Annotated in this window: 8 protein-coding genes and 1 pseudogene; 2 read left to right on the forward strand and 7 right to left on the reverse strand. The window is 42.0% G+C overall.

Annotated features, from left to right (window positions below):
- A partial coding sequence (locus HRQ85_RS25880; RefSeq protein WP_172380964.1) for a hypothetical protein occupies positions 1 to 292 on the forward strand: 292 nt, incomplete at its 5' end.
- A 63-nt stretch (positions 293 to 355) separates the two neighbouring features.
- A complete protein-coding gene (locus tag HRQ85_RS25885; RefSeq protein WP_172380965.1) occupies positions 356 to 781 on the forward strand; it encodes a hypothetical protein in 426 nt (141 codons plus the stop codon).
- A gap of 63 nt (positions 782 to 844) precedes the next feature.
- Here HRQ85_RS25885 and HRQ85_RS25890 read toward each other — a convergent pair.
- From HRQ85_RS25890 to HRQ85_RS25920, 7 genes and pseudogenes are all read right to left on the reverse strand, one after another.
- Positions 845 to 1,464: pseudogene (locus tag HRQ85_RS25890) on the reverse strand (IS6 family transposase).
- Between the two features lie 133 nt (positions 1,465 to 1,597).
- On the reverse strand, positions 1,598 to 2,290 hold the full coding sequence (locus HRQ85_RS25895) for a GntR family transcriptional regulator (protein ID WP_172380966.1): 693 nt from the start codon (positions 2,288 to 2,290) through the stop codon (positions 1,598 to 1,600).
- A gap of 28 nt (positions 2,291 to 2,318) precedes the next feature.
- The gene (locus HRQ85_RS25900; RefSeq protein WP_172380967.1) at positions 2,319 to 3,368 is read right to left on the reverse strand and encodes an ABC transporter ATP-binding protein; all 1,050 of its coding nucleotides are present in this window, start codon (positions 3,366 to 3,368) and stop codon (positions 2,319 to 2,321) included.
- Positions 3,369 to 3,370: 2 nt separating this feature from the next.
- Positions 3,371 to 4,762, reverse strand: a complete 1,392-nt coding sequence (locus HRQ85_RS25905) for an aminotransferase (RefSeq protein WP_172380968.1) — start codon at positions 4,760 to 4,762, stop codon at positions 3,371 to 3,373.
- Between the two features lie 61 nt (positions 4,763 to 4,823).
- Positions 4,824 to 5,570 carry an SDR family NAD(P)-dependent oxidoreductase gene (locus tag HRQ85_RS25910; RefSeq protein ID WP_172380969.1) on the reverse strand — a complete coding sequence of 249 codons (747 nt, stop codon included), beginning with the start codon at positions 5,568 to 5,570 and terminating at the stop codon, positions 4,824 to 4,826.
- A gap of 15 nt (positions 5,571 to 5,585) precedes the next feature.
- Positions 5,586 to 6,389, reverse strand: coding sequence for an ABC transporter permease (locus HRQ85_RS25915; RefSeq protein ID WP_172380970.1), 804 nt, complete (start codon positions 6,387 to 6,389; stop codon positions 5,586 to 5,588).
- 8 nt (positions 6,390 to 6,397) lie between these two features.
- Positions 6,398 to 7,325 (reverse strand): ABC transporter permease (locus HRQ85_RS25920; protein WP_216655529.1); only part of this gene is annotated, 928 nt, incomplete at its 5' end.

The raw sequence follows: 7,325 nt of genomic DNA on the forward strand, positions 1-7,325 counted from the left end.
TGTCTCTATCGGAAACAAAACTCCCTCAGAACAACGAAATGAACAACGCCAGATTCAAGAGCAAAAGCTGCAAGCGAAGCGTGAAGCATCAGAAAAGATGTTTAAGGAACGAAAAGATCAATATGAGAGGGACTATATTGATTTTCCATCGATAGAGGTAGTTAAGATACGAAGACGATCCAAAGCCGCAAAAATCCTCGAACTATTGACCAAAGGGCAAACAATTTCTGAGAGCGATTACTTATGGTTAATCAATAAAGGTTTTGAAAATCAATATGTAAGTGGGCTGTAATACCTGAATCGAGCTGAACTAGCAAAGCGCAAATGGGAAGATACGAAGAAACCTTGGAATCTCGTGAATGCTATTGCTGATTACCGAAAGGCTGGGAAGCCTCAAATTGCGGTCGATCTGGTTAATAAAAACTTCCCATTCAATTTCGCAAATGGCCACAAGAGCCTGAAATCGGCACTCTTAACCACAAGTGGTGGGGTAAAGCGTGATCTAAACATGCTTGATAAGGCGATCCAATTTGGTACTCAAGCTCATGAACTTACTAAACAAGACTACCGACCATGCACTCTAATTGGCGCATGTAAGATGATCTTGGGAGATGTTGCTCAAAGGCATGAGTGGTATCAAAAAGCAATTAAACGTGGGTTTAATGAAGATAGCTTTGAGCAAGAGATCCGATCAATCTACAATCGTGCCAGTCGCAAAGATAAAGCAAAAATCAAACAGACCTTAATCGCTGATGGATGGGTATATCAGTGGCTCAAATAAGTCACTTAATGGGACTCTGCTAATTTTAGTAACCGATATGGCAGAGCCATTCTCTAGACGCAATTAGTCTGCGAGGGCATAAAATTGCTCAAAGGCGTTGTTACCCCCAAGGTCAATTTGACCTCGTTTAATCATTGTCCACAATTCTTTACCATGAAGACTGGCCGTTGCCCCTTCTAGTGATTTCCATCCAAGAGCTTGGCGTGTTTTTTGTTTTACCCACCGATGACTTTGCTCTACGATATTATTCAGATATTTGATATCCAATATCTCAATCAGTGACAATATAAAGAAGCCCGTTAACCAGAGTTGAACGTTCATTGCATCAATAGCCGCGTAGTTGCTTTTACTCCCATCAATGACCACTTTCTCGGGGAGGCCATGTGAGCTATCGCCTTATTCAGAAAGGCTTTCGCGGCAGCTTCATCGCGATTGGAGCTGAGATAATCATCAATGACGTTTCCAAACTTATCGACCGCTCGATAGTAGTAAAGCCATTCTCCTTTCACTTTGACGTAGGTCTCATCCATGCGCCACGAAGTAGAGACGGGCTTTTTCTTTGCTCTCGCTTTATGTTCTAAGACAGGTGCAAATTTGATAACCCAACGATTAATCGTTGCATGATCCACGTTCCCTCTGGATTTCTTCAATCTCGCGATAGCTGAATTTGTAAGCGAGGTCATAACGGACGGTTTCGAGAATAACTTCAGAGGGAAAGTGGCAGCCTTTAAACATTATAATTCAGGGTGTCGAGTCGAAATTGGGCAAATATCAACCGACAAAACCGCAAAACTTAACCTAAAGCTTCAAAGTTTACTACAGAACCCCTTGTTCGCCCCCTAAGAACTGTTCAATCAAAGGTGCTATCATACTTATATCTTGCAGTAGAGCTGTTCTCGCAGCAGTTGGATTCTCATTCTCGAATGCGGTGATCATTTTCTTGTGCTGAATGCAGCCACTTCTGTAACCTTTTTGATTAGTGCTATAAAAAGATCTCAAGATTGGCCCCATTGCTGCGGCCATATTTGTGATCATTGCGAGTAAGATAGGCTGATTGCATCTCTCATATATGTAGAAATGAAAACGCTGATTGTAATAAAACATATCTACCGCTTTTTCTTCTTCTTCGGCAAGGGTAAATTTCTCATTGATAATCTTTAATGTCTCGATATCTTCTTTTGTTATGAACTTGGTGGCACACTCTACTGCTAGCCCCTCCAGCTCACATCTGATTTTCTTTATCTCCTGGTATCGAGATAAACTAAGGTTAGGAACTATAATCTTAGATGCTGTTTGCATTTCCAAAGCGTGTTCACTAACCAAGCGAAGTAATGCCTCACGAACGGGAGTATTGCTAGTTCCATATATTTTCGCTAACTCGCCTATTCTAAGCCTATCTCCCGGGAGGTACTGTCCTGAGATGAGGGCTTCTCTGATGTTTATGTAAACACGCTCTGCTAAATTGCTTCTGTCAATCACCACATCGCGATTTCGCGTAAATGTTTGCATATTCCTCTATTTCTTCGTAAATGGCACACTATGTACGATGGAATTTTCTGACGTTATTTGAAGAGCATACTAGATTAACAAAATCACCGCATTTAATAGATTCGTGACTTTGCTTATCGAATATCTTTGCAACAATCTCGGTTTGCAGACCAAGATCGCATACTAGTCTCAGGTGCTCACCTAAGTATACTTTCTCTCTTAACTGACATCGGAAAATAATGTCATCCTCTTCGCTCATGTCCTCTTCGAGCTTCAAATCTTCAGGGCGTATTGCGATTGCTCCATCATGATCACTCTCTGACAGAGTCTTAATACTAGTTAAATTTGAATTTTCTGCTAAAGAACCAACATCCAGCAAATTATTCTCACCGACAAATCCAGCAATGAAGTCTGAAGATGGCTCATTATATATGTTCATCGGAGTATCCAATTGCTCTATTTTCCCGTCTTTAAAAACTGCAATACGATCGGACATCGTCATGGCTTCACTCTGATCATGAGTTACATAAACTACCGTGACATTGAGCTCTTTGTGTATCTGCTTAATCTCATACTGCATGTGCTCTCTGAGATTTTTGTCAAGAGCGCCAAGCGGTTCATCCATAAGAATCAAATCTGGCTCAAAAACGAGAGCTCTTGCGAGAGCTACCCTTTGTTGCTGCCCACCGGATAGCTGATTGGGCTTACGATGCATCATGCCATCCAAATGAACCATTTCTATGGCTTTTGCTACTTTGCTGTTTATCTGATTTTTGCCCAGACCTCGCATTTTCAATGGGTAGGCCAAGTTTTCAGCCACTGTCATATGTGGAAACAAAGCATAGCTTTGGAAGACTACACCAATGTTTCTCTCGTGAGGAGGCACATCATGAATGGGCTTACCATTCATTAATATTTCCCCAGAGGAAGGCATTTCAAAACCAGCTAACATCATTAGTGTTGTTGTCTTGCCTGAACCAGATGCTCCAAGAAAAGTTAAAAACTCCCCATCTTGGATTTCGAGATTTAAATTAGGAATTACTTCTGTCGCCCCGTCGTATGACTTACAAATATTTTTGAATTCAATAAAACAACTCATAACTACTCGCCTTTCTCTTTGCTTTCCGCTACCTCATTCCAGACCAAGTCTAGTGAAATTGTCAGCTTTTCAACTAATGTGTCAATTTCAGTAGACGTGATGACATACGGTGGGCACAAGGCAATAACGTCTCCCATGTTTCTTACTATTAGCCCATGTAAGCGACATGCAGCCTCAATTTTTCCACCAACATTGGTTGACGGAGAAAAAGGAAATTTGGTTCTCTTGTCCTGTACAATTTCTAACCCCGCCACAAACCCATGACCTGCGCCGCGAATCTCACCGATTAGTGGATGGCTTTCAAGCAGTGACAGTTTGTCATGAAGATAGTTACCAAGATTCGATGCCAGTTTAGGCAAATTCATTTCTTTGTAAATTTGAATTGCTTTTAAAGCTACTGCAGCAGAAACAGGATGCCCTGAGTAAGTAAAACCATGTCCGAATACCTTCGAATCGTCGCCATATCGTGCTATTTCAGAATAGACCTGTTCTGATACGATGACACAGGACATTGGAGCATATCCGGAAGTGAGTCCTTTCGCACACACAAGCATGTCTGGAACAAAGTTATACAACTGACAGCCGAACCAATGACCAGTGCGACCAAAGCCGCATACTATTTCATCGGAAAGCAACAAGATGTCATTCTTCTTAAGCACCTGTTGCACTTTTTCAAAGTACCCTTTCGGAGGTGTAACAACGCCACCTGCCCCCATTATTGGCTCAGCAATGAATGCCGCGATGGTGTCCGCTCCTTCACGCTCAATAGTTGCTTCCAAATCTTCAATGAGTCGCTGAGTAAATTGCTCTTCTGTTTCGCAAGCTCTGCCGCTTCGATAATAATGTGGCGCTTGAACATATATGTTCCAATCCATAGGGAGACCAAAAGCTTCATGCATGTGTGGAAGACCAGACATTGACGCGCCAGCAATAGTTGAACCATGAAATCCCTTCTCATGACTAATAACTTTGCGTTTTTCTTTTTGGTCTTTAGCGATGAAATAGTTCCATGCCATCTTGATCATGCTGTCATTTGCTTCCGAGCCAGAATTGGCAAAAAACAAATGCGAATTGCTCATCGGTGCAATGCTAGCTATCTCTTCTGATAGCTTCGATACTACGTTGTTGGTTCTATGATTGAACGTATGGTAGTAAGGCAGAACATTTAACTGCTCTGATGCTGCTTCAGCGAGGCGTTTGTCAGAAAAGCCTAATGATGCACACCATAGACCAGCCATTGACTCAATGTAGGCCTTGCCATGTTCGTCATAAACATACACGCCTTCACCTTTTTCAATAACTAAGGGACCGAGCTTTTCGTGCTTCTTCAAAATTGTCTGTGAGTGAATATGATTAGTTATATCTATTTGACCGATTTCAGAGATGTCGTTCATATGCTTGTAATCCTTTTAACTTTTGGTTGCTTCCTATTAGCTTGTCATAATGTTAATGACTTCAACTATATTTAGGTGTTCTGTATCCAGATGACTCGCCGCCATCTGCACTTAATGTTGCTCCATTGACAAAGCTCGCCTCTGAAGACAACAACCACTTCACCACGTTTGCAATTTCATTTGCTTGTCCTAATCTTCCCATAGGAATTCGATGCGTTAGTGCCTCAAGGTGAGGCTTGTTGTTTATTACTTTATCCATCATTCTTGTCTGAATTTGACCTGGGCACACGGCGTTAAATCTAACCTTGTCTCCAAATTCCAAAGCAAGAGCTTGTGTTAAGCCTATGACTGCAGCCTTAGATGAGGTGTATGCAGCAAGACCCTCTTCTCCTACTTTTCCAGCAATAGATGCCATATTCACAACGGCACCTTGTGTTTGTTGAAGATAAGGCAAGGCGCATTTGATTGTGTAAAAGCTAGCTCTGGTGTTGATTGAAAAAACGCGATCCCATTCTTCTGTCGACGTTTCTAAAAAAGGCGTTCTTGATGAAGTGCCTGCGTTATTAACAAGCCCCACTAAGTTACCAACCAAACATGAACGATTTACAAGCTCTATAATGTCTTCCTCACTCGACATGTCTGCTTTGATAAAAATTGTTCTGTCTACAGAGTCTTGAATGGCAAGACCTGCTTTCTCATCGCGACCACTGAAGATGACAGTTATATCTTCTTCAGCCAATCGTTTGACCACGGCAGCCCCAATACCGTGTGTCCCGCCGGTAACCAGAATTACGTCAATTTTTTTCATTCTTGATATCCTTGTTCAGTGATTTTTCTTGTCTTTGTTTTCAAGCCACATGTAGAACGAAAGTGCTATGACGGCAACAATCATTAAAAAGACAGACATGGCGATGATGGAAGGGTTTATATTGTCTCTGATCCCATCAAACATTTGTCTAGGCAATGTTCTTTGAGCTGGCCCACTAATAAATAGAGTAACAACCACCTCATCAAAGGACGTCACGAATGCGAAGAGAGCACCAGATAAGACTCCTGGAGCAATCAACGGCAAAGCTACGGTGAAGAATCCTCTGACAGGAGAAGCACCAAGACTGCTTGCCGCCTGCAGCAGAGTTTTATCAAAAGTCTTTAATGTCGCGCCAACCGTGACGATTACAAACGGAGTCACAAGAACAGTATGAGCAATGATGAGGCCGGGAAAGGTCGCACTTAGCCCAAGCTGCCCAAACAAGAGGTACATTCCCAGACCAGTTATAACTGGGGGAATAATCATTGGCGCCAGCAAGAGACCTTTGATTGTGGTCTTAGATGATTGGTCATTTCGTGATAAACCAAATGCAGCGAGCGTACCTAAAACCGTAGCGATAAAGGTGCTTGATACTCCTACATACAGGCTATTCAGCAATGATGACATCCAAGGTCCATCTTCAAAAACGGAGGAATACCATTTCATTGATAAGCTTGGCAGAGGATATGACAAAAAACTACTTGAGCTGAATGACAGTGGCACTACAGATATCAATGGCATAACTAAAAACACGATCATAAATATGCCAAACACTGAATGTAGCCAAATAGAGAATTTAGTTAAAATCGAATGGTTCATTACAGCCCTCACTTGAATTTGAACAACCTGCTAATTCCGGCAGTTACTGCTAATACAGCGATGACGCACACGAGCAATACAACACCGAGAGCTGAGGCCATGCCCCAATTGACGGTTTGATTCGCGTAGAACGCCACAAAGTAGCCAAGCATTTGATCACTAGCGTTGCCAACTAATGAAGGTGTGATGTAGTAACCGATTGAAATGATAAAGGTCAAAATCGCTGCTGCAGATATCCCTGGAAGACTCAAAGGAAGGTATACTCTAAAAAAACCTATTATAGGGTGTGCCCCTAGAGAGGCGGATGCTTTCATCAAATGCGGAGAAATGCTTTTAAGATTATTGTAAATTGGGACAACAGCAAAAGGTAAAAGAATGTGCACCATCACAATGTATACACCAGCACGGTTGAACATGAGGTCTAAAGGACCATGTTTTATACCAATAGCTGACAGCGCATTATTTAGCACTCCATTATTTTGAAGCATTACTATCCATGCTGTTGTGCGAGCAAGCAATGAGCTCCAAAACGGAAGCATTATTGATACCCACAATATTGCTTTCATGAGTTTAGAAGCGCGCGTCATGAGTGCCGCTAGTGGATAACCTAAGATAAGACATAAAAATGTTACGACGAAAGCAATCGAAATCGTGCGCATCAGAATATCGACGTAAACTTTTTTGTCTTCATCTACAGTCGTTATGTGACCGTTTTTGTCTAACTTCATGTCTATCGCAGACAACAAATAAAAGGGCGTATATGGACGTGATGCTGATTTTAAATATTGCCAGTAAGTCGGCTCTAACCATCTCTTGTCAATAAACCCTAATACCTTAATTCCGGTACGTTTTTGGGTTGCATCCCCTGAAGCTAAACGGCGAGCCGTCTTCATAATGAGGCTTCTGAAGCCACTGCGTTCATAGTTTAGACGTCTC

This window comes from Vibrio sp. Vb339, from assembly GCF_902751245.1.
Classification (GTDB): domain Bacteria; phylum Pseudomonadota; class Gammaproteobacteria; order Enterobacterales; family Vibrionaceae; genus Vibrio; species Vibrio coralliirubri.

What these genes read in the sequence shown, in the direction of transcription:
- HRQ85_RS25895 (WP_172380966.1), bottom strand. Translation starts at nt 2,290, where the DNA reads ATGCAAACATTTACGCGAAATCGCGATGTGGTGATTGACAGAAGCAAT.
- HRQ85_RS25900 (WP_172380967.1), bottom strand. Translation starts at nt 3,368, where the DNA reads ATGAGTTGTTTTATTGAATTCAAAAATATTTGTAAGTCATACGACGGG.
- HRQ85_RS25905 (WP_172380968.1), bottom strand. Translation starts at nt 4,762, where the DNA reads ATGAACGACATCTCTGAAATCGGTCAAATAGATATAACTAATCATATT.
- HRQ85_RS25910 (WP_172380969.1), bottom strand. Translation starts at nt 5,570, where the DNA reads ATGAAAAAAATTGACGTAATTCTGGTTACCGGCGGGACACACGGTATT.
- HRQ85_RS25915 (WP_172380970.1), bottom strand. Translation starts at nt 6,389, where the DNA reads ATGAACCATTCGATTTTAACTAAATTCTCTATTTGGCTACATTCAGTG.